At 70.2% G+C, this 25,140-nt stretch carries 23 protein-coding genes; 5 read left to right on the plus strand and 18 right to left on the minus strand.

Annotation, left to right across the window (positions count from 1 at the left end):
* Positions 1–239: 239 nt before the first annotated feature.
* The 4 genes from NYF13_RS08100 to NYF13_RS08115 all read right to left on the minus strand — a co-directional run bounded on the left by NYF13_RS08100 (position 240) and on the right by NYF13_RS08115 (position 7,090).
* On the minus strand, positions 240–2,006 hold the full coding sequence (locus NYF13_RS08100) for a serine hydrolase (RefSeq protein WP_315655349.1): 1,767 nt from the start codon (positions 2,004–2,006) through the stop codon (positions 240–242).
* Between the two features lie 10 nt (positions 2,007–2,016).
* Positions 2,017–3,297: an exo-beta-N-acetylmuramidase NamZ domain-containing protein gene (locus NYF13_RS08105; RefSeq protein ID WP_396287255.1), complete on the minus strand. Its 1,281-nt coding sequence runs from the start codon at positions 3,295–3,297 to the stop codon at positions 2,017–2,019.
* Positions 3,291–5,114, minus strand: a complete 1,824-nt coding sequence (locus tag NYF13_RS08110) for a glycoside hydrolase family 3 N-terminal domain-containing protein (protein ID WP_315655351.1) — start codon at positions 5,112–5,114, stop codon at positions 3,291–3,293. The genes NYF13_RS08105 and NYF13_RS08110 overlap by 7 nt, the downstream gene beginning before the upstream one ends.
* A gap of 1,130 nt (positions 5,115–6,244) precedes the next feature.
* Positions 6,245–7,090, minus strand: coding sequence for an HAD-IB family hydrolase (locus NYF13_RS08115; protein ID WP_315655352.1), 846 nt, complete (start codon positions 7,088–7,090; stop codon positions 6,245–6,247).
* A 921-nt stretch (positions 7,091–8,011) separates the two neighbouring features.
* Between NYF13_RS08115 and ssd the strand changes: the two genes are divergently transcribed.
* The 4 genes from ssd (at position 8,012) to NYF13_RS08135 (ending at position 12,486) form a co-directional block, all read left to right on the plus strand.
* Positions 8,012–9,082 carry a septum site-determining protein Ssd gene (gene ssd, locus NYF13_RS08120; RefSeq protein ID WP_315655354.1) on the plus strand — a complete coding sequence of 357 codons (1,071 nt, stop codon included), beginning with the start codon at positions 8,012–8,014 and terminating at the stop codon, positions 9,080–9,082.
* Positions 9,083–9,242: 160 nt separating this feature from the next.
* Entirely contained in the window at positions 9,243–10,379 is a 1,137-nt protein-coding gene (locus tag NYF13_RS08125; RefSeq protein ID WP_315655355.1) for a TadA family conjugal transfer-associated ATPase, read from the plus strand.
* Positions 10,376–10,747: a hypothetical protein gene (locus tag NYF13_RS08130; RefSeq protein ID WP_315655357.1), complete on the plus strand. Its 372-nt coding sequence runs from the start codon at positions 10,376–10,378 to the stop codon at positions 10,745–10,747. Before NYF13_RS08125 ends, NYF13_RS08130 begins: the two co-directional genes overlap by 4 nt.
* On the plus strand, positions 10,744–12,486 hold the full coding sequence (locus NYF13_RS08135; protein ID WP_315655358.1) for a recombinase family protein: 1,743 nt from the start codon (positions 10,744–10,746) through the stop codon (positions 12,484–12,486). The genes NYF13_RS08130 and NYF13_RS08135 overlap by 4 nt, the downstream gene beginning before the upstream one ends.
* Positions 12,487–12,758: 272 nt before the next feature.
* Here NYF13_RS08135 and NYF13_RS08140 read toward each other — a convergent pair whose 3' ends face one another.
* The 8 genes from NYF13_RS08140 to NYF13_RS08175 all read right to left on the minus strand — a co-directional run bounded on the left by NYF13_RS08140 (position 12,759) and on the right by NYF13_RS08175 (position 21,431).
* Positions 12,759–13,022: a hypothetical protein gene (locus tag NYF13_RS08140; protein ID WP_315655360.1), complete on the minus strand. Its 264-nt coding sequence runs from the start codon at positions 13,020–13,022 to the stop codon at positions 12,759–12,761.
* A gap of 148 nt (positions 13,023–13,170) precedes the next feature.
* On the minus strand, positions 13,171–14,127 hold the full coding sequence (locus NYF13_RS08145) for a LysM peptidoglycan-binding domain-containing protein (protein WP_315655361.1): 957 nt from the start codon (positions 14,125–14,127) through the stop codon (positions 13,171–13,173).
* Positions 14,124–14,441, minus strand: a complete 318-nt coding sequence (locus NYF13_RS08150; protein ID WP_315655362.1) for a hypothetical protein — start codon at positions 14,439–14,441, stop codon at positions 14,124–14,126. Before NYF13_RS08150 ends, NYF13_RS08145 begins: the two co-directional genes overlap by 4 nt.
* 13 nt (positions 14,442–14,454) lie before the next feature.
* Entirely contained in the window at positions 14,455–14,865 is a 411-nt protein-coding gene (locus tag NYF13_RS08155) for a hypothetical protein (protein WP_315655364.1), read from the minus strand.
* Between the two features lie 81 nt (positions 14,866–14,946).
* Positions 14,947–17,748, minus strand: coding sequence for a hypothetical protein (locus NYF13_RS08160; RefSeq protein WP_315655366.1), 2,802 nt, complete (start codon positions 17,746–17,748; stop codon positions 14,947–14,949).
* A gap of 28 nt (positions 17,749–17,776) precedes the next feature.
* On the minus strand, positions 17,777–20,698 hold the full coding sequence (locus NYF13_RS08165; protein ID WP_315655367.1) for a hypothetical protein: 2,922 nt from the start codon (positions 20,696–20,698) through the stop codon (positions 17,777–17,779).
* Between the two features lie 32 nt (positions 20,699–20,730).
* Positions 20,731–21,039 (minus strand): hypothetical protein, encoded by a 309-nt coding sequence (locus tag NYF13_RS08170; protein ID WP_315655368.1) that lies wholly within the window; start codon positions 21,037–21,039, stop codon positions 20,731–20,733.
* A 113-nt stretch (positions 21,040–21,152) separates the two neighbouring features.
* Positions 21,153–21,431 carry a hypothetical protein gene (locus tag NYF13_RS08175; protein ID WP_315655369.1) on the minus strand — a complete coding sequence of 93 codons (279 nt, stop codon included), beginning with the start codon at positions 21,429–21,431 and terminating at the stop codon, positions 21,153–21,155.
* A gap of 98 nt (positions 21,432–21,529) precedes the next feature.
* On the opposite strand from NYF13_RS08175, the gene NYF13_RS08180 reads away from it, so the two are divergent.
* On the plus strand, positions 21,530–21,997 hold the full coding sequence (locus NYF13_RS08180; protein WP_315655370.1) for a hypothetical protein: 468 nt from the start codon (positions 21,530–21,532) through the stop codon (positions 21,995–21,997).
* Between the two features lie 3 nt (positions 21,998–22,000).
* On the opposite strand, the gene NYF13_RS08185 is transcribed toward NYF13_RS08180, so the two are convergent.
* The 6 genes from NYF13_RS08185 to NYF13_RS08210 are packed head-to-tail and all read right to left on the minus strand — an operon-like array spanning position 22,001 to position 25,131.
* The gene (locus tag NYF13_RS08185) at positions 22,001–22,651 is read right to left on the minus strand and encodes a hypothetical protein (RefSeq protein WP_315655371.1); all 651 of its coding nucleotides are present in this window, start codon (positions 22,649–22,651) and stop codon (positions 22,001–22,003) included.
* Between the two features lie 23 nt (positions 22,652–22,674).
* Positions 22,675–23,100, minus strand: coding sequence for a hypothetical protein (locus NYF13_RS08190; RefSeq protein WP_315655372.1), 426 nt, complete (start codon positions 23,098–23,100; stop codon positions 22,675–22,677).
* Positions 23,097–23,420 carry a hypothetical protein gene (locus NYF13_RS08195; RefSeq protein ID WP_315655374.1) on the minus strand — a complete coding sequence of 108 codons (324 nt, stop codon included), beginning with the start codon at positions 23,418–23,420 and terminating at the stop codon, positions 23,097–23,099. The genes NYF13_RS08190 and NYF13_RS08195 overlap by 4 nt, the downstream gene beginning before the upstream one ends.
* A gap of 3 nt (positions 23,421–23,423) precedes the next feature.
* Positions 23,424–23,768 (minus strand): hypothetical protein, encoded by a 345-nt coding sequence (locus tag NYF13_RS08200; protein WP_315655376.1) that lies wholly within the window; start codon positions 23,766–23,768, stop codon positions 23,424–23,426.
* A complete protein-coding gene (locus NYF13_RS08205; protein ID WP_315655377.1) occupies positions 23,765–24,238 on the minus strand; it encodes a hypothetical protein in 474 nt (157 codons plus the stop codon). The genes NYF13_RS08200 and NYF13_RS08205 overlap by 4 nt, the downstream gene beginning before the upstream one ends.
* Positions 24,235–25,131 (minus strand): P22 phage major capsid protein family protein, encoded by an 897-nt coding sequence (locus NYF13_RS08210; protein WP_315655378.1) that lies wholly within the window; start codon positions 25,129–25,131, stop codon positions 24,235–24,237. Before NYF13_RS08210 ends, NYF13_RS08205 begins: the two co-directional genes overlap by 4 nt.
* Positions 25,132–25,140: the final 9 nt, after the last annotated feature.

Consider the following 25,140-nt stretch of genomic DNA (forward strand, 5'->3'; position numbering starts at 1 on the left):
CCGTCGGAAAGTCACCAACCGTTGGCATTTGCGACAAGGCTACCCACATCCTTCAGCAGGATCGCGACCCGTCCGTGTCTGCGGACTTCGATTTGCGATTAATCGTTGTCAAGAAAGTCGCTAACCAGGTCGTGGTTGTTAACGAGCTCAAGCTAACGACTTGGCAACACAGTGTCGCTACGTCAGGGTGGGTTCGGCGCTCAGCGGGACGAAGAAGTGAACGCCCGGTGATGATCCGGTCACCGGCTGGTCAGAACCCAGCCGGAAGCGGTCAGGGCGGCCGGGTTCCGCTCACCATCGAGCACCGTCCGGCCGCGTTCGGTGACTTTCACACCGTCGACGGAAACTCCGCGGCCGGTGTAATCCGGATCGGTGCTGTAACGCCAGCGCAGGGTCGTAACGCCGGTCGCCGGCACGTCGGCGGTGACACGCCACCAGGCGCGGTGCCCGTGCCCGGAGAGCGACGTCACTTCGCCGGACGGCGCACCCGGGCCGGTGGCCCGGAGCTGAACCGGTTGCCAATAAACCCCGTCGGTGGTCGATTCGAGCTGTAGTGGATCGCTCGGCCCCTCCGTGTCCACGAAGGCCGAGAAGGCCACGTGCAGTGGTCCGCCGGCCCGAGGCGCCAGAGGCTGTGTACTCAGCGTGGCTGTCGCGCTGTCGCCGAGGCCCGCGTACCAGGCGTCGCGGCCTTCGACGGGCCTCACGGCCATGGCCTTGGCCAGTGAAGTCGCCCAGACCTGCCGCGCGGTGTTGATGGAGCCCCAGTTGCGGGTGGGGTGCACGCGATTGGTGAGCAGCAGCGCGAACGAGCGCGACTCGGGATCGATCACCAGCGTCGTCCCGGTGAACCCGGTGTGGCCCGCGGTGACCGGCGAGGAGAGCGCACCCATGTACCAGGGCTGGTCCAGCTCGAAGCCCAGGCCGTGGGAGTCGTCCGGGAACTTCTGGTTGTAGTTGGTCAGCATCGACTCGACCGTGTCCGGCCGGAGGATCCGGTGGCCGCGGTAGGCGCCGCCGTTGAGGATGGCCTGGGCGAGCCCGGCCAGGTCGCCCGCGGTGGAGAACACGCCCGCGTGGCCGGCCACACCACCGAGCGACCACGCGTTCTCGTCGTGCACCTGCCCGCGCACGAGGCCGCGCGGCGGGTTCGACTCGTACTCGGTGGCGGCGATCCGGTCCAGTTTCGACGCGGGCGGGTTGTACCCGGTGTCGGTCAGGCCCAGCGGCGCCGTGATCCGGTCGTGGACCACCTGGTCCAGCGGCGCGCCGGCGACCTTCTCGACCAGGAAGCCGAGGTTGAGCAGGTTCAGGTCGGAGTAGAGGTAGGTGGTGCCGGGCGCGTTCTTCAGCGGGCTGTCCAGCACGGCCTTGCGGCGCGACGGGATGTCGGGGTAGCCCTGCCACAGCGAGGGCACGGGGTCGGCGTCGAAGCCGGACGTGTGCGTGAGCAGTTGCTCGACGGTCACCGCGGCCTTGCCGTTCGCCGCGAACTCCGGCAGGTACCGCGCGACCGGCGCATCCACGTCCACCTGGCCCCGCTCCACCAGCTGCAGCGCGGCGATCGAGGTGAACAGCTTGGAGATGGAGGCCAGGTCGAAGATCGTGTCGTCCCGCATCGGAACCTGCTGGTCCGGGGGCAGTTCGGTGCCGTTCGCGTCGGCGTAGCGCAGGGCCCCGCCGACGGCGTACCGGTCCACGACCACGCCGTCGTGCGCGAGCAGGCCCACGGCGCCGGAGAAGTGCGGGTGCCCGGTCGCGTCCGGCTGCGTCCAGTTCTTCAGGAACTGCTCGGCGTCGCGGATCGGCCGGCGGTCGAGGCCGACGTCGGACGGCCTGCCCTCGCGCAGCGTCGTGGCGGGCGAGGCGAACCCCGTGCGGGGCCGGTCGAAGCGCCCGGCCAGCGGGTCGTGGTGGTCGGTGATGGCGGCGGCTCCCGCGCTGGTCAAGGTGGCGGCCGCGACCAGTGCGCTCAGGGTCGCGACGAGCACTTTTCTAGCACGCATGGCGGTCTCCTCAGCGGTAGATCAGGTAGCGGCGGCGGGTCCGGTCGAACTGGGCCAGCTCGGCCCGCCAGGCGCCGGTGATCTCCTCGACGTTCGCGCCGGCGTCGACCATGGTGCGCAGCCGGTCGGAGCCGGACAGCTTGTCGATGGCGAGGTCGGGCCGCCAGCCGAACTGCTTCGGCGCGATCCGCCTGGCCGTGACGAACATGGTCACGGCGGTGCGGATCGCGTCGAACGAGCGCGGGTCGGTGACCGTGAGCTGGACCCCGCCGCAGGTCTCGTTGACGAACTTGCCGAACGTGGGCACGAAGTAGGTCTCGCGGAACGCGGCACCGGGCAGGTGCTGCTGCTCCAGCGCGTCGCGCCAGCGCCAGTCGAGGCCGGGCGCACCGATGATCTCGAACGGGCGGGTGGTGCCGCGGCCCTCGGTGAACAGCGTGCCCTCGAACAGGCCCGTGCCGGGGTAGACGAGCGCGGTGTCCGGTGTCGGCATGTTCGGGCTCGGCAGGACCCAGCGCTGGCCGGTGTCCGCGAAGAACGTGTCACGCCGCCAGCCGCGGACCTGGACGACTTCGAGGTGATCGAGCCGCCCGCCCTCGGCGGGCAGGAATTCGGCGGCGAAGAAGCGGGCCAGCTCCCCGACGGTCATCCCGTGCTGCTGCGCGATCGGCTTGAGACCGACACCGGAGGCGAACTTCGGGTCGAGCACCGGCCCGGCCGACCGGCCGCCGATCGGGTTCGGCCGGTCCAGCACCACGAAGGCCGCGCCGATCTTCGCCGCCGCCACCATCGCGGTGTAGAGCGACCAGATGTAGGTGTAGAAGCGGGCGCCGACGTCGGCGATGTCGAAGACGACCGTGTCGAGTCCGGCCTTGGTGAACAGCGTCGCGAGCTTCGCGGCGCTGGCGCCGTACGCGTCGTACACCGGGATGCCCGTGCGCGGGTCGGTGTAGTCGCCTTCGGAGCCGCCGGCCTGCGCGCTGCCGCGGAAGCCGTGCTCGGGCCCGAAGGCCGCCACGGGACGGACACCCGCGGCGACCATCGAGTCGACGATGTGATCGCCGTTGGCCAGCACGCCCGTCGGGTTTGACAGCACGCCGAGCTTGCGACCGGCCAGCGGACGCCAGGACTGGGCGGCCAGCTGTTCGGCTCCGGTGAGGACCCGCGGGTACCGCTGCTGAGCCGGTAACTGGGCTGCTGGCTGGGCGCGGGCGACGGCCGACCCACCCGCGAGGACGGGCACGGCCAGCGCGGGGACGGCGAGGAAGCGCCTGCGGTCGATGGTCACCAGGTCAGCCCGTGGCCGAAGGGGTACTTGACGGTCTGGGTGTCGGCGCCCGCCGGAATGTCCACCGGCAGCTTCCCGGTCGGCTTCGTCTCGCCGAGGACCACCTTGGCCAGCGCCTCCAGCGACGGCCCGATGTAGCCGTAGGTGGCCAGCCAGGTCGGCACCGGGTTGGCGTAACCGGCGTCGTACGGGATCTGCGCGGCGACCGCGACCACGGGTTTTCCGGTGTCCATCAGTGCCTGCAACAGCTGGTTCTGCCGGGGGAAGCCGCCGAGGTTGTTGGTCAGCACGACCACCAGGTCGGCGCTCCTCGCGGCGGTGGCGGCCTGCGTGACGAGGTCGTCGGACGGGGTCTGCCCGGTCGGCAGCGCCGAGGCCCTGGTCCCGTGCGCGGTCAGCTTCCCGGCGAGCGTCTGCGTGCTGGTCACGCCCCAGCCGGTGACGAGCGCGGTCGCGGGCTTCTGCTTGAGCGGCAGCACACCGGCGTCGTTGGCGATCGCGGTGACGGAGCGGTCCGCGATGCCCTGCGCCGTGGCGAGGTGGGCGGGGGTGCCGACCTTCTGCGGGATCGCGGCGGGGTCGGTGAACGGCGCGTACAGGATCCCGCGCTTGAGCTTCAGCTTGAGCACCCGCAGCACGCTCTGGTCGATCCGCCGCATCGGCAGTTCGCCGGACTTCACGGCGGCCAGCACGGCGTTGATCGCGACGTCGAGGTGTACCGGCATCAGTAGCTGGTCGATGCCGGCCTGCAGGGCGAGGACGGGGATCTCGGCGTCGCTGTGCAGCTCGCGCACGCCCTGCATCTCCAGCGAATCGGTGATGACCACGCCGTCGTAGCCCAGTTCGCCGCGCAGCTTCCCGGTGATGATCGGCTTCGACAGCGTCGCGGGCTCACCGGACGGGTCGAGGCTCGGGAACTGGATGTGCGCGCTCATGATCGAGTCGATGCCCGCGGCGATGGCGGCCTTGAACGGCGGCACGTCGATCGCGCGCCACTGCTGCTCGGTCCGGTCGATGCGCGGCAGCCCGGTGTGGCTGTCGGTGGCGGCGTCGCCGTGTCCGGGGAAGTGCTTCGCGGTGGCCGAAACGGTGGCCGCGGGCAGCCCCGAGTCCTGGTAGCCCTGGACTTCGGACGTGACGAACTGGCTGGTCAGCCCCGGCTGCCCGGAGAACGAGCGGACCCCGATCACCGGGTTGGCCGGGTTGGAGTTGACGTCGGAGTCGGGCGCGAAGTCCTGGTTGATGCCGACCGCGCGCAACTCGTGGCCGATGATCGTGGCCGCCTGGTCCGCCCGGCCGGGATCCCGGCCGGCGGCGATGGCCATCGAGTTGGGGAACTCGGTGGCCGGCGCGCCCATCCGGGTGACGGTGCCCCCCTCCTGGTCGGTGCCGATCTGCAACGGAATGTGCGCGCCGCTGGAGATGGCGGCCTGCTGGAGCCCATTGGAGAGCTTCGCGACCTGGGTGGGGCTGTCGAAGTTGTCGCGGCTGTCGTTGTTGAAGTAGATGACCCCGCCGAGGTGGTACTTCGCGACCGCCTGCGCCGCCGTGTCAACCCCGAAGTCCGCCTGGTTCTTGGCGTTGACCTCATCGGCGGACTGGCCGTTGACCCAGGTGACGAACAGCTGGCCGACCTTCTCCTCGAGGCTCATACCGCGCATCGCCTGCCCCGCGGCCGCGTCGAGCCGGACGTCCGCACTCATCGGCTGCTGCCGCTCCGTCGTCCCGGCCGCGGCGCCGACACCACCGAACGCCACCAGTCCGGCCAGGGGTACGGCAAGCGCATGAATCCTCCGCGGGCGCGCGAGTCGGGTCGTCACGATGGCCTCCCAGTGTCGTGCGCCCGCGGTGGTCAGAAGTCCACTCGGAAGCGCCGGTATCGGGAAGCTACTCACCGCGCCCGGCGTTGTCCATCGGCCGAGCGCAGGAATCACCGCGCTGATCAGGGGTTCTTGTCCTCCCCGAGAGCGCGGGCACACTCTCGTGGCCTACTCCTCACTGACAACCAGCGCGGCGCCGCCCCTCTTGCGGTCGTTCTCACCGCCACGCCGGACCGCCGGGCCTACGGGTGGACCCACCCAACTCCCGCGATGACGACCGCCGCAACCGAGGTCGCCCCGCCCGCCGTTCGGCCAAGCTCACGCCACCCGCCACCCGCCACCCGCCACCCGCCATCTGCCACCCGCCACCCGCCACCCGCCACCCGCCATGCGGCCAGGCCCGCGGCCCACGCCGTCTCCCGCTAAGCCAGGCCCGCAGCCCACGCCACCCGCCGCCCGGCCAGGCTCGCAGCCCACGCCATCTGCCGCTCGGCCAGGCCCGCGCTGCTCGGCCAGGCCCGCGCTGCTCGGCCAGGCCCGCGATCCACGCCACCTGCCGCTCGACCAAGCCGCCTCCCGCTCGGCCAGGCCGCGATCCACTCCACCCTGCCCCGATCATGGCCACTGCGGTCCAACTCGCCAGCAGCCCGGCCCTCTCCGCGGGCGAATCGCGCCGAAGATCGTGTCACGCACCCTTCATGCGTCCCCGGACAGCTTGGCCATACCCGCAAACACTGGCGGCGCCCGTCAGCCAATGGCCAACGGGCGCCGCCAGTCAAGCGCGGAACATCTCGGGCGACCAAGCGTGCAACTCTGGTCGTACCTTCATGGACTCGGCGTCCGGCGTCCCGGTACGCAGTCCCTAGACGACGAGCCTCCCGCGGCGTGCTGCGCGTGGGTACCCGGAGTCCGCGCACGGAGGTTGCTCGGGGTGGCAGAGGCTTCTCTTCTACCTCTGCCCTGGCCGACTCAACGTCCGCACCTTCTTTCTACGCCGTGAGCCCGGTCACTTCAAGTGCGCGTACGGGTGCACCGGTACAGAGGCTCGATCTAGTGACAGGAGAACCCTGCGCGACGGATAATCGTTGGCTGCACAGGAAAACTACCGTCCGGTACCGCCGGGCGAGTGCTCACTCCCGGACTCCCCGGGACCGTCGTCGCCGACCCAGGCCGTACCAGGTCGCGCCGGCCGCCACGGCGCCGACCCCGAGGGCCACCATCCCCGCCGAGCGAGCCGGAATCCGGCTGCGCAGGGACATGGGCCGCTCGAACGCGAGGATCGGCCAGCCGCGTTCACCGGCCTCCCGGCGCAGCAACTTGTCGGGATTCACCACGTGTGGATGTCCGACGACCTCCAGGAGTGGGACGTCGGTGCTCGAATCGGTGTACGCATAGCACTCGGCGAGGTCGTACCCGTACGTCGCAGCTTGCTGCTTGGCGGCGACGGCCTTGTTGTCGCCGTAGCAGTAGAAATCGACCTGACCGGTGTAGCGCCCCCCGGCGATCTCCATGCGGGTGGCAACACAGCGCGTGGCCCCCAGCATCGCCGCGACGGGCGCCGCCACTTCCTCCCCGGTGGCCGAGAGGACCACCACGTCGTGTCCGTCGGCGAGGTGCTGGCCGATGAGCTCGGTGGCCTCCACGTAGACCAGCGGGTCGACGACGTCGTGCAAGGTCTCCTGCACGATCGCGGAAACCTGGGCGACGTCCCACCCCGCGCACAGTGCGGAGACCTCGGCGCGCATCCGCTCGGTCTTGTCCGCGTCGGCCCCGGCGAGTGAGAAGACGAGCTGCGCGTACGCGCTCCGCAACGCCGCCCGCCGGTTGATCAGACCTTCTCTGAGCAATGGTTTGCTGAACGCCAGCGCACTGGAAGAAGCGATGATCGTCTTGTCGAGATCGAAGAACGCCGCGACGGCGCGCGGGGGCTCTGGGGGACGTGATTCGCGCGGCGGCGCGCTGCTGGGTTCGGCCACGTGATCAGGATAGGAGAAGGGGCCGACAGGATTGCGTTGATCGACCACCGACGCGCCCACCCGGTGCGAAAATCCATGACAGGACAGCACTTCTGGCCTCGGATGCCGTTACCGAATCGTAGGTGTCGCCGAACGCGCCAACCGGCGCCCGGCGGAGCTACAGTGGAGGAGTCCGGTGTCCGACCGGGCCAGGTTCAGTCCGACCCCCCGGGGCTGAGCCCTTTGGCGGCCCTCGTCCCTCCCCCCTGGCGAGGGCCGCCCTCTATTTCGCTCCGGAATACGCTTTCCGCCTCTTTCAACCCCTGTAGGCCCCGTTTTACGCACGCCCGTTTTCTCACCTTGACCGGGACTACTCCACGATCGTGCCAGATTCCGGATTCTGCTCGACTCGCCTGCTATCCGCCTCCACCGGCTCGAATCACGGCACCACCGCACTCCCCAAGCCGGTGCGCACGGTCCACTACCTGAGCTACCACAGACGGCCGCTTTCCCACCCTACGCACCTACCCGCGAGCCCGGTCCGGTCAGCCGCACCGGACTTTCGGAAATCGCCTCAAAATTGCTACTCCGCCCAAATCCAGCGCACCCATCTTACTGTTCACCCCCGCCAGTCCCCCTCCGCCCATCCCAGCCCCTTCGGCATCCCCCGAACCTCCACACCACCTCGATCTCACACGATTTTCTTTCCATGTCAACCCAATCTCGGACTATCGCCACCCCACCCGGCCCGCTCCGAAATACCCACGCCCCCCTGGGGCGGATCCTCCCGCATCACCCCGACAATCCCACGCTCGAATCAAATCCACCGCCGAAGTTGTCCACAGGATCCCGGTTGTCCACAGATCGGCCCGACGGTCATTGCGGAGGACCCGAGCGCTCGGCGACGGTGGTGGTCCGGCCCACTATTCCCGGGGAGGGACCATGGCCACGCAACGTCCGCTCGTCATCGCCACTGATGAGACGGTGCTCGACGAGATCCTGCGGGTGGCCGCGGTCGCGGGCTGCGAACTCGACCGCGAGCCCGACCTGGTGGCCGCCCGCGCCCGGTGGGCCCACGCGCCACTCGTGGTGCTGGACGAGGAGGCCGCGATCGTCCGCGTCGGTCTCCGTCGCCGCGCCGGAGTGCTGCTGGTGTGCAAGGGCACGCCGGGGGAGGAGACGTGGCGTCGTGCGGTCGCCGTCGGCGCCGACAAGGTCGTCCGCCTGCCGGACGGCGAGGACGAGCTGATCGCCGCCTTCGCCGACGTGGTCGACGGTCCAGCCGGCCCGCCGGGCCCGGTGATCGCCGTGGTCGGCGGTCGTGGAGGTGCGGGTGCGTCGGTGCTCGCGGCCGCCGTCGCGCTCGAAGCGGTGCGCTCGTCGCCGGCGCTACTGGTCGACTGCGACCCCCTCGGCGGCGGGCTGGACCTGCTGCTGGGCCTGGAGAAGACGGAGGGACTTCGCTGGCCCGAGGTACGCCTGACCGGTCGCGTCTCGATCCCGAGGCTCGTCGAGGCGCTGCCCTCCAGCGGTGCGCTTCCGGTGCTCTCGTGCGGTAGCGAAGGCGCCGGTCCGTCGCCGGACGCTTTGTCCGCCGTCGTGACCGCCGGCCGTCGAGCCGGGCGAACCGTGGTCTGCGACCTGCCTCGTTCGCTGGGCGAAGGGGCAGTGACGGTGAGCGCCACCGCGGACCTGGTCGTGCTGGTCGTCCCGCAGGAGTTCCGTGCCTGCATGGCGGCCAAGCAAGTCCTCCGCCGCCTGTCCGCTCACTCCGACCACCTGGCAGTGGTCGCAAGTGGACGTTCGATCACCGGCGCGTCTCCCGCGAAAACCGCAGCCCTCCTCGGCCCGCCCCTGCTGGCCACCCTCCCGCCCGAACGCCGTCTGGCGGAGTCCCTGGAGACCGGTGAATTCGCCCTGCACCCCCGAGGCCCCCTGACCACTACGGCCCGCGCGATCCTCGCCGCCGCGCAGGACCACGCCCCCGTCTCACCGGGCTACGCCGCCGCATAACTCCGGATAACCCCGGCCCACACCGTTCAACTCCCGACCCCGGAGCCAGTTCGATGCCGTCACCCACCCACTCCAGAACCCACCAGAGCGCTACGGCCCGTCGTCCACTCGCGACAGTCCCGCGTAGCCGTCCGGCCCACGACCGGTTCACCACCGAATCATGACCACCGAATTCGTCGAACGAGTCCGGCACCGGCTGGCCGGGGAGAGCCGTCCGGCCGATCCGGTGGCCGTCGCCGAGGCGGTGCGGGCGGAGGCCGGCGGCGCGCTCAGCCACGACGCAGTCCTGGACGCGGTTCGCCAGGCCCGCGACGAATTCGTCGGCGCGGGCCCGCTCGCACCGTTGCTCGAAGACCCGGCAGTCACGGACGTCCTCGTCACCGCACCCGATCAGGTCTGGTTCGACGGTCCCGAAGGCCTCAGCCGCTCGGCCGTCCGGTTCGCCGACGAGGAAGCCGTGCGCCGCCTCGCGCAGCGGCTCGCGCTCGCCGCGGGCCGTAGGCTCGACGACGCCCAGCCGTATGTGGACGGCTGGCTCCCCGGCAAAGGCGCCCGCATCCGCCTCCACGCCGTCCTGCCTCCCATCGCCGCGAACGGCACCTGCCTCTCCTTACGCGTTCTCCGCCCCGTGACCCACGACCTCGACTCGCTCCGCACGCTTGGTGCGTTCGACGCTTCCGGCGCCCGCATCTTGCGCTCCGTCCTCTCGCGTCGGCTGGCCTTTCTCGTCACGGGCGGCACCGGAGCCGGCAAGACGACTCTCCTCGGCGCGCTCCTGGGCGCGGTCTCGGCATCGGAGCGCATCGTCTGCGTCGAGGACGCGGGTGAGCTGCACCCCGCGCACCCGCAGTTCGTCAGCCTCGTCGCCCGCCCGGCCAATGTGGAGGGCGCCGGGGCGGTCGAACTACCCGAGCTGGTCCGCCAAGCCCTGCGGATGCGTCCGGACCGCCTGGTCGTCGGCGAGGTCCGCGGCGCTGAGGTGTGCTCACTGCTGAACGCGCTGAACACCGGACACGAGGGCGGCGCCTGCACCCTGCACGCCAATTCTCCGGCCGAGGTTCCCGCCCGCCTCGAAGCACTGGCCGCCCTCGGCGGCCTGGGCCGCGCGGCGCTGCACAGCCAGCTCGCCGCAGCCGTCCGCATCGTCCTGCACATGCGCCGCGCCGCCGGTGGAAACCGCAAGCTCGCCGAAGTGGCGGTTCTCCGCCCGGTCGACGGCGTGGTCGAGGCCGTCCCGGTCTGGCGGGCCGGCCGCTGGACACCCGACCGCGACCTCTTCCGAGAGGAGGCGCCGTGATCACCCCGTGGCCCCTCTTCTGTTTCGGCATCGGGCTGCTCTGCTGGCCGGAGCTCCCGAGCCGCCTGCAGCCGCCGGCCCGTCTCCGACTCAACACACGAGCGCTGCCGTCGTTGGTCCGACGCTGGCGCTGGCTGATGCCGACGCTCATCGCCCTTCCGCTGATCGGCCTGGGCGGCGCGGTCGCCACGCTGCTGGTCAGCATCGCATTCCGCCAGGAATGGCGCAGCAGAAAGGAAGTAACTCGTGCCTTGACCCGCTCCCAGCGGATGTCAACCGTTCTCCGCACCATGGTCGCGGAGCTTCGTGCCGGCGCGCACCCCGTGCACGCGGCCGAGGAGACCTTCAGTCTTAGGGTAGTTGTATGACCGGTTCTGAGTTGCCAAAATGGGCGAAGAACCAGCGTGCGCTACAGACGACGCTGGTGGGGATCAAGTATCTAAGGGCATCGCAGGATGCGTCGGGACGTCGAATCTCACTGGGGTCTCAGCGAGATGAGGGTGACGAATTTTTCGATGAGTACGGCATCGTTGATGCTGGGGAGTTCAGCGACAACGACCTGTCGGCCTCGATGTATGCGACCGAGGTTCGGGAGGGCTACGAGCAGGCTTTGGAGGCGCTGCGGTCGGGCCGGGTAAACCTGTTGTGGACGTTCGACCCGTCGCGGGCACAGAGAGATCTTGAGGTCTACGTCAAGCTGCGCCGAATTTGCATCAAAATGGGCGCCTTCTGGGCCTACGGTGGCCGGATCTATGACATGACTGATCCGGCCGACCGGAAAACCACTGCCAGGGATGCGCTGGAGGCCGAGGGGGCTTCGGACAACCTGTCCGGGCACGTCCGGCGTGGCAAGCGTAAGCGGGCTAAATCGGGTCAGTACGCGGGGCCATTGCCTTACGGCTACGTGCGCCGGTTCGATCCGTCCACTGGCGAGTCTATGGGTCAGGACATCCATTGGGCGCAGGCGAAGGTGGTACGGCGCATCGTGGGCTGGTGCCTGGACGGCAAGGGCCTGTCGTGGATCGCACGGCAACTGAATGAGACTGGTGTGCCGTGCGCACGGGAAGGCCGCTGGGAAGTCCGGTTGGTCCGCGGTCTGGTCGAGGAGCATCAGCACGAGCATGAGTGGCGGCGGTTGCTGGCTCGGCTATCGCCGGAGAATGGCGAATTGATTGAGAGTCTGGTGGCGCGGGTCGCAGGCGGTGAGTCGCCGAAGGAACTGGCCCGGGAATTAAACCGAGATGGCATACCCTATATTTTTGCGTCGCTTTGGGACGAGCATAAGGTCCGCAATATTGCTTTGTCGAAGCCTGCGGCCGGTATCACGGTTCACCGAGGTGAGCCGGTGATGGTGGAAACGATGGACGAGTCGGGTAAGTCGGTACAAGTGCCGGTCCAGGCGCGGTGGAAGGCGATTATCAGACCGGACGAGCGCACGAAACTGGTAGCGATATTAACCGCTAGTGGGCGGAGGCACGTCAGGGACGGGTCGCGGGTGAAACACTTCTGGTCCGGCATCGCACGATGCGGAATTTGCGAGGCCGGGGTGGGGACAAGAGAGACCCCTAAGAACGGAAAATGGCCGATCTATCGGTGCCCGAATGGTCATGTGTCACGTCATCGGGTTCGTCTCGATGCGTGGCTACTGAATCAGGCGATGAGTCAGCTGGAACGCAGTGACGCGGTCGCGCTTTTCCGGTTGGACGCCTCGCGGGGCGAAGCTGCCACTGCCGCCGATGAGGCACGAGGGTTACGGGCGGAGTTGGAGGGCTGGAAGGTGGACGTGATCGCTGGGCGGGTCTCGCGTCCGAGCTTCATCGACATTGAGACTGGTCTGCTGGAGCGTATTGCGAAGGCCGAGAGGGAGGCAGAGAGGACGGCGTTACCGCCGATGCTGGCCGGGGTGATCGGACCCGACGCGCGGCAGGCGTTCGCAGCCTTGGACCGGGCGGCTCAACGGGCGATTCTGCGGGCGATCATGCGGCCCAGGATTTATCGCACCCGCAGTCGGCCCCACAGCCGGTTGGACACCGACACCATTGACCCTGGGTTTCTCTTCATCGATCGGCCTGGGGTGGACAGCGTCGAGCAGGCTGCTGCGACCTGACCAACGACGTTGAGCCCCCGGCCAGCCAAACGGGCTGGCCGGGGGCTCTGTCATGTCTTGTGAGATCGGTCAGAAGGTGTGTCCGGCAGCCCACTGCCGGGTGATCGGACGGAAGACAGCTGAGATCCTGTCAAGCTGGGGAGCCGACAGTGGCGGGACTTTGGCGACATTTGCCCGGCCTGCGTCCAGTTCTTCCGCCGACAGCACAAGCCCAGGGTTGAGGATGAGATCTCGGGTGCTGAGCGTCTGCGCAGTTTCGGAGGACGGGAGACTCACTGGCCGAGCTCACTCCCGGCCGGGGTGTCAGAGGTCAGCGAGGCGCCGTCAGAGCCGCGCGGGTCTACTAGCGGGGTGACCTTATGCTCGGTCGAGACGACGAGGCCGAACGCGGCCAGCAGGGTCACCAGGCCGGTGATGACGCCGGTTACGGCGTTTCCCTGGTCGGTGGTGAACAGGCCGGAGCCGACGAGGCCGGAGACGACGGCGGTGAGAGCGCCGACGATCGAACCGGCGATGCGGAGCGGGTAGCGGGACATGTTTTTCCTTCGGGGTTGCGAGGCTGCCGGGGCGGCAGGGTGTCGAGGTAGCCGTAGAGGCGGACGAAGCCGTGGGCGACGTGCCAGGCCGCCCAGGCGATGAGGACCAGGAGCAGCAGCGTGCCGCCGCTCCCGTCGCTGGTGGTGGTCATGGCAGGTCGAGCCACTGGCCCGCGTTGATGCGGTTGGGGTTGGTGATGCCGTTTCGGGCGGCGATGGCGCCCACGGTGGTGCCGTTACGTGCGGCGATGGCGGAGAGCGTGTCTCCCGGTCGGATCTGGTATCGGCGGCCTGCCGCGCCGCTGCCGGCCAGGCGGAGGGTCTGGCCCGCGTAGATGCGGTTCGGGTCGCTGATCGAGTTCAGCGAGGCCAGCGCGGCCACGGTGGTCCCGAACCTCGCGGCGATGCCGGAGAGGGTGTCGCCGCTGCGCACGGTGTAGCTGCTGCTGCCGGGCGGCTGGGACGGAGCTGGCCCGGGTGAGGGCGCGGCCCCGTCAACGGTGAGGTTGGCCAGCGTCCACGGGCCCATGGTGACGTCGCGGTCGACGGTGCCTTTGACGCCGGGCACGTTGCCGTGCTGGGTGTGCTGGTGCACGGCGAGACGCGGGTGGCTCCATCCGGGGTTGCCGGGGTCGCCGTTGTACCGGGCGATCCACAGGAGTACGTCATCGTCGGCCCAGCGGCCGGGGTCGAGTACGTGGGTGAACCAGTCGATGTTCGCGTACACCAGGACCTTGCGGATGCCGGTGGCCGCGCGCAGGCGGCTGATGAAGTCGGAGACGAAGGCGTTCGCGCCGGGCCGCAGCTCCGCGGCTTCCATGTCGAGCATCGGGGCGAGCGAGCCGCCGCCGAGTAGCCCGCAGGCGCGTAGCTGCCCGGCGAAGTGCGCGACCTGCCCGGCGACGTTGCCGGGGCGGGCGAAGTGGTAGCCGCCGGGGACGAGGCCGGCCGAACGGGCGGGCTGGATGCGGGCGGCGCTGGTGGGGTCGGTGTAGTCGGTGCTCTCGGTGAGCTTGAAGGAGGCGAACGAGATGTTGTTGCCTCGCACTGCTTCCCAGTTGGTGATGGTGTTCCAGTGGGAAACGTCGATGCCGTAATCGGTCACGAGTGGGTGGGTCCTTCGAGTGGGTGTCCGAGCTGGGCGCGCAGGGCGCCGACTTCGACGAGCAGCCGTGCGTTCTCCTGGCGCACGGCGATCAGTTCCGTTTTCACGGCGGTGAGTTCGGCGAGCACGTCGCGGGTGTGGGTGGCTCGGTCGTCCAGCAGGGCTTGGTAGCCGCTGTGCAGGGCGGTGAGCGCCTGCTGGTCGGAGCTGGTGCGGGCGGTCCGCACGGCCCGGCGCGCGGCCAGCAGGCCGGTGAGCGCGCCGGTCGTGGGGCCGAGAAACGCGGCGAGCGCGGTCAGCAGTTCGGGAGTCACGGGTCCTGGCTCCTCACGCGGCGGTCAGGAGCATGGTCACGCTGGTGAACACCTCGGTGCCGTGCTGCCAGCCGTCGCCGTTCCCGCCCTTCCACTTGGTGATGGCCAGTGACACCGACCGGGCTCCGGTCAGGGGCGGGCTGGTACCGGTGATGGGGAACGGGAGTTTGCCGCCCTGGTTCCCGACCATGCCGCCGTCAATGGAGGTGATCAAGGACAGGACTTTGCCGCCGAGGGTCGCGCCGTCCCTGATCGTGACGTCGACTCCGGCCGGGGTGCCGAGGGACAGCCAGATCTGGCCGGAGAAACTGAGCTGGTAGGGGTACCCGGGATCGGGTATGTCCGTGGTGGACAGGATCATCCCGACGTACTGGCCGGTGTCGGGGCCGGTGATGGCTCCGGTCTTGTAGATCTTGGGGTTCATCTGGTTGAGGCGGGCGGCGGTGATCGCTTCCCCGGCCCGCCAGGGTGGGGCAGGTATCGGTGTCCTCCGTGGTGTGGGTGGTCAGCGCGCGGCCGGGGCCGGGTTCGCCACGGCCACCGCGCTGCCGGTGGCGTGGCTTCGGGTGAGCCCGTCGACGCCGCGTGTGACGGTGAATTTCTGCGGGGAGCTGGTGCCCGTGATCGCGGTGACGCGCATGGTTTCGCCGTTGATCGTGATCAGGAACGGAAATTGGTCTCGGTGCGTCGCGGTGGTGATCCACAGGGGCCCTTGGTCGGTCCGTACCGAGAACGTGGTGTTGGCGGGGCCGATCGGCCCGGTGATGGCTGCGCCTGCGGTGTCGGCCCGCCACAGGAGCGCGTCGGGCGTGGTGGGTGTGGTGGCCACGTGCCAGGGTCGGCCGGGTGAGGCGTTGACGTCGGTGTCGATCCGGTACGGGCGCAGGGTCTCGGTGTAGCCCTGCATCAGCAGCCCGACCGTGCCGGGCGGGTGCTGCGGGGGCAGGCCGGTGACCTCGATCCGGTCACCGATCTCGGCGTCGAGCCACGGCCGCAGCAGCGCCGGGTTGGCGGTCAGCGCGGGCGAGACCTGCGGGTACCGCATTCCGGATTCGGTGCCGAGGTGCACTTGCCACCACGCGATATCGGGTAGCTGTGCCTCGGTGGCGACGTTGACGTCCAGTTGCGTGTCGTAGCGGCTGTGGGTGTGGACGTGGTCGGTGTCGGTGGCGCGGGTGATGCCCCCGGCGGTGCGGGTGACCGTGACGTCGTTGTGCGCGCCTCGGTCGTCCAGCACCGGCGCGAAGCCGGGTTTCAGGTCGCCGGGCCCGGATCGTCCGTCGAGCACGAGCGCGGGCGGCTGGGTGTAGAGGGAGGCGCGGGTGCGGTAGGCCAGGCCGGGCAGGATGCGGCGTTCGTAGAGGATGCCGCCGTCGGCGTCGGCGCATTCGCGCAGCAGGTCCGGCAGGGTCGAGCGGGACCGCTGGGGACCCATGGGTTCCGTGCCGCTGCCCGGTCCGGTCAGGACCAGGGGGATGTGGTTCTCCGCGCAGAGGCGGCGCAACCGGACCCCGGCCCGTTCACCGAGCCACGCGCGGGTGGCGTTGAGCAGCGGCGCGTCCAGCTCGGTGCTGGTGTCGTCGCAGTAGACGTGGCCGATGCCGGTCCCGTTGAGATCGGCGTATCCGCTGGGCTGGCCGACCCACCAGCCGCCGCCGATGACGATGCCCCGTGGCGGGTTGTAAGCCGACTTGAACGTCATGCTCAGGCCGTAGCCGAAGGGGGCATCGTCGTTCACGATGCTCAGCGCGGCGCTGGTGGTCGAACCGACTCTGGTGACGGAGAACCGCGCCAGTTGCGGGGTGCCGTTGAGGGGGAACGGCAGCGCCGGGAACGAGGAGGTTTCCAGCGTGCCGCCCAGGGCGCTGCGGCTGCGCATCGCCAGCCGGCCATCTGGCTGGGCCTCCAGCGAGTAGTAGGCGGCCGGTCCCGGGCCGAGGCCGTAGAGGGTGATCAGCGGTGTGTCCGCTGCCTTGACCCCGTTTTTCGGTAGCCGCAGCAGGAACACCGCGCTGAACACTCCGGTGTCGTTGTAGGCCGGGAACAGCCCGGACGCCTGCCCGGCGCCGAAGGCGGGCATTCCCGCGCTGGACGGAACGTCGGTGACACCGCCTTCGGCCACCTCCCCGGCGATCGTGAGCACGGGGCCGTCAGAGACGGGGGCGAAGGTCGCGGACCCGTTGGGCTCCTCACACGGCCAGTAGGTCAGCGGCGCGGGACGGTAGAGCTGTGTCAGCTCGGCGCGCATCGCCGAGGGTGGGGTGACGCGGTTCTGGTCGAGGCGGCGCAGCACTCCGGCCGCGGTGACCGACGTGCGGGACTCGCCCGGGTAGCCGTCCGGGGTGGACAGGTCGCCGTAGGGCCAGTCCGGCGCCCACTCGACGATGTACCCGGCGAACCGTGTCCTGCGGGCCACGATCCCGGAGGCGACCCCGGACACTGTCCATACCCGCCCGGCCTCGTCGGTGAACGTGGACGCGCCGGGTGCCGGCCGAGTGAAGTCGGGCGCGGCGACGAGCGGCCCGGCCGCAGTGCGCCGGACCTCCATCCGGATCATTTCGTCCAGCGCGGCGTCCTGGGTGGGGATGATCCGGCCGATACGGAGCGGCTCGTCGGTGGCGAAGATTGTGGTGGTGATCTGCGCGATCACCGGGTCGCCCAGGACGGTCCACGGTCCGGCCAGCGATTCGGCGGTGTAGAGGGTGACCGACAGCCCGCCCGCGCCGTCGTCGGCCAGGAGCGTGGCCCGCACCGCGCGGTGACGGCGCGACGGCATGGGGACCCCGGAGCCGACCGGGAAGGAGTGCGTTCCGTCCGGGCTCCACGAGAACATCAGTTGTTCATCGGCCGTCGTGCTCAGCAGCCACGAGTAAGTGCCGTCGCGGGCGCCCCACTTCCCGGCCAGGGGGATCCCGGCCCAGTCGTCCAGCACGGCCTCGAATCGCACATCGATGCTGCCCGTGATCGCCGAGGCGGCCGGGTCGGGTGTCGAGGCCAGGCCGTTGCGCTTGGCGGTGAAGAACGTCCGCTCGGACGCGACGCTGACCCGGACCGGGGTCCCGAGCGTGACGTTGGGGTACCAGCGGGACGCGGGATGGTTCGGGGTGTAGGCGGAAGCCTGGTTGTCCAGGGTGAACCGGCAGGACGAGGACGCGTCGTGCGCGGCCTCGTCCTGCCGACCCCGGGTGATCGAGATCGGTTCTGGCATCAGGTCGCCGGTCACGTCGGACCAGATCCAGTTCGTCGGGTCGATATCCAGATTCGCGCCGAACGCCAGTTCCACCCGGGCGTCCACCAGCTCATCCACGCTAGCTACCTCCGTTGCTGGTCGGGGCTCAGTAGCCGAACGCGAGCTGGACGTTGCCGCCGCCTTGGGCGTGCACGGCACCGCGCAGCCACGCGGTGAGGTGCCGGTCCAGGCCCGAGGCGTCGATCACGACCGTGACCCCGCCGTCTGCGGTACCGCCGGGCGTGCCCGCAGCCGGCACCGGGCGCGACGAGGACGTGGCCGCGCCGGGCGCGCGCGTGGTGGCGGGGGTGGTGACGGTGCCGGACACCTCGAGCGGCAGGGCGGCGGTCAGGCCGGTGAGGTAGTCGCGGATCTGCGGTTCGCCGTCTTCCAGGCCGGTGAGCAGGCCGCGCATGATCAGGCGGCCGTTGCCGGTGAGCAGGATCTTGTCCCGCGCGGGCGGGCCCTTCCAACTGGTGATCCACCCAGTCAGCTGGCCGAGCCGGTCCTTCACCCACCCGAATCCGGCGGTCAGCCCGTTGACCAGGCCCCGGATGATGTTCTTGCCCGCGTCCACCAGCAGGCCGCCGAGGTTGCCCAGCAGGCCGACGATCTTGCCTGGCAGCGAACCGATCCAGCCGAGAATGCCGCCGATGCCGTCAGAGATCAGCCCGGTGATGGCGTCCCAGATGCCGCCGACGACGTTCTTGATCCCTTGCCACGCCCGGCTCCAGTCACCGGAGAGCAGGCCCATGACGATCTCGATCACGCCCTTGACCGTGCGCATCGCGCCGGAAATGACGTCAACGATCGCGCCGAAGACCGGCTTCACCAGGTCGAACAGCGCTTGGATGATCGGCATGAGCAAGTCCGCGATGATCTGCACTAGGGGCGCGATCGCGGTCACCAGCGTGGCGAAGAGCGACGCGCCTTGCGTGATGATCGGCAGCAGCGACGTGATCAGGTCCAGCAGCGGCGGCAGCAGCGCAGACACGATTTGCAGCAGCGGCGGCAGGATCGGCAGCAGCGCGGTCACGATCGACAGGAACGCCTCGGCCAGCGGCGGCAGGATCGGCAGCAGCGCCGAGAGGACCTGACCGGCGATCTGCCCCAGCAGTGCCCCCACCTCGGTCAGCACGGGCGTGGCCGCGTCCAGCGCGGTCCCGATGACCTCGGCGAGCTGCTGGACCACCTGCACGATCACAGGAAGCACCGGCATGACCGCGTTCAGCGCGGCCAGCAGCACCGAGGTGAAGACCCCGGCCAGCGCGGAGATCAGCGGCATCACGGCGGACAGGACGCGCAGCAGCGCGCCGCCGATCTGCGCGATGAACGGCGACAGCGCGGACACCAGTTGTGCCACGGCCGGGGCCGCGAGTTGCAACGCCTGCACCAGCAGCCCGCCGAATCCGGAGATGAGCGGCGCGAGGGTCTGCGCGAGCTGCACGAGCGCGGGCGTGATCGCGGTGACCGCCGCGCCGAGCGCGCCCCCGAGCAGGCCGGCCACCTGAGCGATCACCGGCGCGAGCGCGGCGACGATCGGTGCCAGCGCGCCCAGTGCGGGCACCAGGACCGCGACGAGCGCTTGCGCTGCCGCCCCGAGGACCGGGGCGAGCGAGGCGAGAGCTTGCCCCAGGGGCGCGAGCGCCGGGGCCAGCGCAGTGAACGCGGCCCCGATGGTCGGGCCGAGGGCGGCAATCGCCGGGGCGATCGAGGTCACGATGGCCTGCCCGACCGCGCCCAGCACGGGCAGCAGGCCGGTGATGATCGCGTGCAGGCCGCCGAAGATCTGCGACAGCGCGCCCGCACCCTCGGCGGAGCGGACGAACGCGAGAACTTGACCGGTGACCGCGACCAGCGTGGACAGCAATCCGCCGCCGGAGGCGTTGGCGGCGGTGAACACCGCGCCGACGATTCGCGCGACGTTGCCCAAGACCTCCCCGAGCTGCGTGAGCGCGGCCAGCCCGTTCGAAATCCAGGTACCGAGCTTGCCGGACTCCCGCGCCTGGGCGATGAAGTCGGCGAACCGCTGCGCGCCCTCGGCCAGGCCACGGCCGAAGCCGGGAAGGAACTGGGAGCCCACGGCCGCGATATCCCGCAGTGCCTGCAGCAGCGGCCGGACCCCGGCCGCCGCCGCGCTCAGCGACACCGAGGTGTTGGCGAGAATGTCCCGGACGTCGCCGACCGTGCGGCCTTCCCGGGCAAACGCAGTGAACCCCAGCGCACCCGTGTTCAGCCCGGCCGCGATCCCGCCCAGCTCGGTGCGCAGCAGCGGGAAGTACGTCGTGGCCAGGCCGGTGATCTCCCCGGCGAGCCCGGCGAACAGGCGTTGCTGCACGGCCTGGCGCAGCCCGGCCAGTTCCGGCCGCAGCGCTCGGGCGGCGTTCGCGGCCGCCGCCATCGCCGGCGGAAATCCGGCGATGGCCTCGGCGTACTTGGCCGGGTCGCTCTCGGTGAGCGCGTCGGAGAACCCGGCCATGCCGAGCTTGAGCGTGCCAAGCACGGCAGCGGCGGCCAGCCCAGCCGCAGGCACCACCAGCAGCGCGCCCGACGCGGTGGCCGCAGCCGAGCCGATCCCCCCGAGGGCGGTCACGGCCTGGCCCACGGCGGCTGCCATCGCGCCGTACTTGAGCACCGACGCCCCAACTGACAACGTCATGCGGGTGAACTGGGCGGTGGTGCGGTTCAGGCCGTCGTCGAGTTCGCCGAGGCCGCGCACGGTCGAGCCGATCGACTTGTCCGCCACGGCCTTGATCGAGACGGATTTGCCCGACAGCTCCCGCACGAGACGCTGGAACCGGGTTTCGGCTGGGACGGCGTCCAGCTCGGCCAGCAGCCGCACGGCGCTGTCGTTGCCCTCCCGGGCCGCCGCGCGGATCTGCTCCTTGAGCAGCGCCGTCTGAACCTGCGCGGTCAGGGTGATGGCGGGCGCGGCGCGCTCGTTGTCCCGGACCTGATCGCGGATCTCCCGCCCGAGTCCTTGCAGGCTGGGCAGGAGCTTGAAATAAGCGTGACCGACCGTCGCCACCGGACGCTCACCCCCGCCCAGTCCCGGGGGTGCTACCCGTTACGCATCCATACCGCGATCTCGCGCAGCGATTTCACTTCTGCCTCGCCGGTGCCGGCCGATTGCTGCGGCGGCGGGGACGACGGCCGCCCGGCGGCGGGACCGGTGAAGGTGTCGATGGGGTTCGCCAGCTGGGCGTCGGTGACCTCCTGGCCCAGCGCGGAGGCGACCGTGGCCCACAGGGCGGTGATGCGGCGTTCGGTGACCGAGGCCAGCAGATCGGCCCGCGTCCACCCGCCGTGCGGGTCCAGGACACGCCAGACAGCCGCGTCCTCGGGCAGGTGGGTTACCAGCGCGCACACGCGCCGGTAGCTCAGGGTGCCCCGGTAGAGGTCGAGCAGATCGACCCCCTGCCGGAGCAGGTCCGTTTCCAGCGCTTCGCCGGTCGCCTCGTCCGCTAGGAGCAGGGCGACCGTCAGGGGTTTCCCCGGCCCAGCTCCTTCATCACAGCGGCCGAGAACTCCTCGGCGTCCGCGGCTGTGGCGGCCAGGCCACGCCACTCCTTGTACTGCTCGGCCCCGAGGATGAGCTTCAGAGCTGTGAGGTGCTTGCCCTCTTCCTCGGCTTCGAGCGCTTCGAGCGGGAACTTCTCGGGAGCGGGCAGGGTGAATCGCTTGCCTCGCCAGGCCACGGCCAGTTCTGAGCCAGGAGACGCGGGTTTTCCGGTCGCTTCCGCGCGCTGTCGAGTCGTCATGGGGTGGTGGTCTCCTTGGGTACGGGGTGTTCGGATGAGGAATCGAGGGTGCGGTGTGGATACTGGGAGGGCGAGCCAAACGGACGAGGGAGACGCACGTGGGCGCGTTGCTGGAAGCCACACCTGAGATGGGCGAGTGGTCGGTAGAGGTCCGGCGGGAATCGGCCTATCTGATCGGCTCGGGCTACAACGAGCACGTTTTCGACAGCGGCCCTGAGCCCCGGCACGTGCTGCGTGTGCTCTGGGACCCGGAGCAGCCGTTCGGCCGGGCCGACGCGCCGCACGAGATCGTGCGAGCCGTGGCCTTCGCGGTGCCGGTGGAGGACACGGGTAGCGTGCTCGCCGCGCTCGACCAGGTCCTTGCGCACCCCGGTTACGCCACGTTCATGCATGAGATCGAGCCACAGGCCGGCGTCTGGCGGGCCGAGCCCGCCGCCAACGTCATCCGGTTCTACGGGCCGGTGATCGCGTTCGGTTCCCACAAGCCGTGGGCGCTGCACCACTCGGTGGAGCTGGAGTACCGCGCCTTGGCCGACCTGCGCGCCGTCGTCGCCGAGCGAGCTTGAGCCTCATGCCGTGGGTGGCAGATCCCCGGTGATGACGTCGAGCGCGGCCGTCGCCACGGCTGGTGCGCCGAGCAGAACGGCGGGGTCGTTGGTGAGCCAGACCGCGACGTAGGTCCGGCCCTTGGTCGGAGCGAGTGCGGAGAACGTCATCCCCCACTGTGCTTCCTTGGTGCGGGAGAACTGGGAGTCTTGGGTCTCGGACACTTCCGCGCGCGGCAGGTAGAGGCGGTGGCTGTAGACCTCGGTGTCGGACACGGTGTCGGTCCAGTCGATGCACAGCGCGCGGGCGTCGCCTCGTGGGGTCGAGCTGATCTCGGCCCGGTAGTTCTTCGGGGTCCCGGTGCCGACCGTGGCGAACTTCATCCCGCCGAAGTAGGCGGAGAGGACGTCTCCCTTGGTCTCCTGGAACACCGATGCCACGGTCAGTTCCAGCGACTTGTAGATGAATCGGGCCGGGGTGAGCTGCTGCCAGTGCTCGGTGCCCTCCTTCTCTACCTTGCGGGTGAGGGTGGTGCCGTCCGGTGTGGACAGGCCGAGCCCGGTCCACGCGGCGGCCAGTGGGGTGGTGGCGTCGGGTGGCTCCGGGGTGTCCGGTGCGGCGAGCGACACTTCCCCGGTGCCGGGGACGCGCACGAACGCGCTGTTCATGGCCATGTGAGGGGTTCCTTCGTGCGGAGTCAGGAGCGGGTGGGGGTGCGGGCGTAGACGGTGAGGCTGGTCGTGGCCAGTGGGGCGGCGGTGTAGGGGTCGATATCGGAGATGGGGGCGGCGACGGGTTCGCCGGACAGCGGGGTTCCGGCCGGCACGGGCGCGCACAGCAGCCCGAGCGCGATCCCGGCGAGGCGCTTCGCGGTGTGGGCGTCGTGGTGCCAGCAGGTCAGGCGGATCACGACCCGCTGCACGGCGGGCCAGTCCCAGCCGTGTCCGTCCTCGGCGACCAGCAGCCACGGTAGCGCCGGGGGGCCGCCGTCGTGGCCGCGCCCGGTCTCGGTGGAGACTTTCACCCGGGCCGCGGCCGGGTCGGTCACCGTGGCGAGCTGGGCGCGCAGTCTGCGGACAACCAGCTCGGCGACGTCGGCCGGTACCGGCGGCAACGTGCTCACCCGGCCTCATCGGGGTGGAGGCCGGTCACCTCGAACCCGTTCGCCTCGGCGGCCCGTTTGAGCAGCCCGTAGCGGGCTTCCATGCCGACCCCGGCGGAGTGGGCAACCGCGACGGTGGCCGAGGCGCGATCGGTCGGGGGCTCGGTCAGGACCTCCACCGGCAGCGTGGTCCCGCCGGTGACGCGGTGCCCGTGCGCACGGGCGGTGTCGGCTACGCGCTGCGCGGCCGTGCGCAGGGCCTCGGCGACCTCGGGTGAGGTCAGCAGCTCGTGTGCGCCGTCCGAGTCGATCGTGACGCCGAAGATGCTGGGCAGTGCCACGGGTCAGCCCTCCGTGTGGGTCAGGACGGTTTCGTAGTGGGTGAACCCGGGCCGGGGCGCGAACTGGGCGGGTTCGCCGTCCACGGTGAACGTGCGGCCGTCGAACAGGACGCGTTCGCGGGCCCGGATGGGGTCGGTGGTCAGCAGCCACCAGGCGCCGGTGACCGGTGCTCGCCCCGGTGTGGGGTCGGTGCCGCCGCTGCCGCGTGCGGTGTCGCGGGGCAGCAGGAGGCCGGCCACGGCGCGCCGGGGCGCGTCCGGCCCGTAGTCCAGGGCCGGGGCCGGGTTGTCGTAGGCGTCGGGAACCTCCCGGGGCGTGATGACCACCAGTTGGTGCGGCAGGTTCACGGTGGCGGGTTCTCCCAGGGGAACGGCTCGGCGAGCTGGCCCTCCGGCCCGAGCACCGGCAGCGAGACCGGGCCGAGGTCGCCGGGTTCGGCCGCGTAGGGCGTCCGGACCGACCGCAGGCCGCTGCGACGGGCCAGGCGCCGCAGGACCTTGTGATCGTGCTCGGTGAGGTAGACGCCCGAGGTGGCGTCGTCGCCGTAGCGGTAGGTGTATTGGCCTGCGGTTTCGGAGGCGTATCCCTCGGGGTTGCGCACCGCCCGGCCCGCCGCCTGGCACACGATGGTGACGACGGCGGGCGGGACGGCCGGGGTGAGCAGCGCGGGCGGCAGCTCGGCGCGCACCAGGTTTGACGCGTCGATGAGCGCGGTCAGCGCTCGAGCCTCGGCGTCGGGACCGGTGAGGGTGATGCCGGGCCGGGCCTTGAGCTGGTCCACGGTCGCCAGCGGGGCCGGTTCCGCGGCTGAGGTCACGCGGCCGGGGCGGTGGTGAACCGCACGGCCCGCTTGACCGTGCCGTCGTCCACGGTCGTGTTCGCCCCGGCCAGGGTCGAGACCACCGAGCGGTCCTGCTGGAACCCCGGGTCGTAGTCGCGGATCAGCCGCATGGCGAACCCGCCGTAGCTCATGGCCTGACCGAACGTCGCCCCGGCCGGTACATCCAGGGCGCGGGTCACCAGCGGGAACGCCGAGGTGTGGTACGCAATGCCGGACCCGTCGGCCAGGTAGTTGCTCGGCAGCACCGTGAAGCCGTAGAGGCGGCCGATGATCGCCTCCCGCAGTGCCTCGGGCGAACCGGACGCGTCGACGGGGACCAGGCGCTTCTGCGGGTCGTTGAGCAGCATCGATTCCAGCTCGGCCGACACGGCGAACCAGCGCTGATCGAACGGCACGCCCGCCTTGTTCAGCAGCGCGCGGGCCCGGATCATCTGGGCGTGAATGTCGGTCCCGTCGCCCTTCACTGTCAGCCCGGAGGGCAACGCGTTCATCTGGGCGGCGACCATCGTTTCGATCCCGATGGCCACGGACTTGGCCTGTGGCGTGGAAATCTGCTTGGTGAAGTCCTTGATCTGCAACGTCAGTTGCTCGTCAGGGAGGTTGATTCCCTTGTACAGGTAGGTGTCCAGCTTGACGTCCACGGACTTCTCTTCGACGTCGTCGATGACGATGGGCTTGTTCTCGGCCCGGTTGAACGTCCGGGCCGGGCCCACCACCGTGTCCGTGCGCACGGTCACGGTGTCGCCCTGCTTGCCCTGGAAGTCGGTTTCGGCGTCACGCCAGGTGGTTCCGGCCAGGACGGTTTGCTGGGTCAGTGCCGCGATGGACGCGGACGCGATCTGCTTGGGGGTAAGAAGCTTGTTGACCATAGGCGGGTG

It is taken from the genome of Amycolatopsis sp. PS_44_ISF1 (assembly GCF_032335455.1).
Classification (GTDB): Bacteria; Actinomycetota; Actinomycetes; order Mycobacteriales; family Pseudonocardiaceae; genus Amycolatopsis.